Origin of the sequence: Mesorhizobium sp. M7A.F.Ca.MR.148.00.0.0 (assembly GCF_003997735.1) — a bacterium.
Lineage (GTDB): Bacteria > Pseudomonadota > Alphaproteobacteria > Rhizobiales > Rhizobiaceae > Mesorhizobium.
The window spans coordinates 1-530 of the sequence record NZ_RZTB01000318.1; positions in this window are offsets into that span (position 1 = coordinate 1).

Consider the following 530-nt stretch of genomic DNA (forward strand, 5'->3'; position numbering starts at 1 on the left):
CGCTGATGCATGCCGACCAGATCCTGTTCGTCGAGGGCGGCCGGATCATCGAGCGCGGCACGCATGAGGAACTGCTGGCGCTGGGTGGACGCTATCGCGCGCTGTACGATTTGCAACTGCGGCCGGACGACGACCGGCTCGAGGGAGCTGAATGGCGGAGATCATGAGCTTTAGCTTTGTTGCATCCCGCGCAGCGGTCGTGATCGCATGCATTCTATCGGGCATATGGCTTATAAGGTTTTGTATATCCGCAGTGTATCCCGCGATATTGTCGGGGATATTCCCCGCACGGGGCAGAGTATACATGAAGAAAATGCATCCTATCAGGTTTTGGATGGCAGTTTGTTTCTTTATCGCGGCAACGGCGGGCATGATAATAGCAACTTTTTTCCTAATATACCTATATGTGTATAAGGGAATCTGATGTCGACACCTGCCGACGACGACAAGGAAGACACTAGGGGCCGACCGACAAAAGCCGTCGTCGGCTCGCATCGCGACGAGGAAGAGGTTTTCGGCAAGGCCTACGA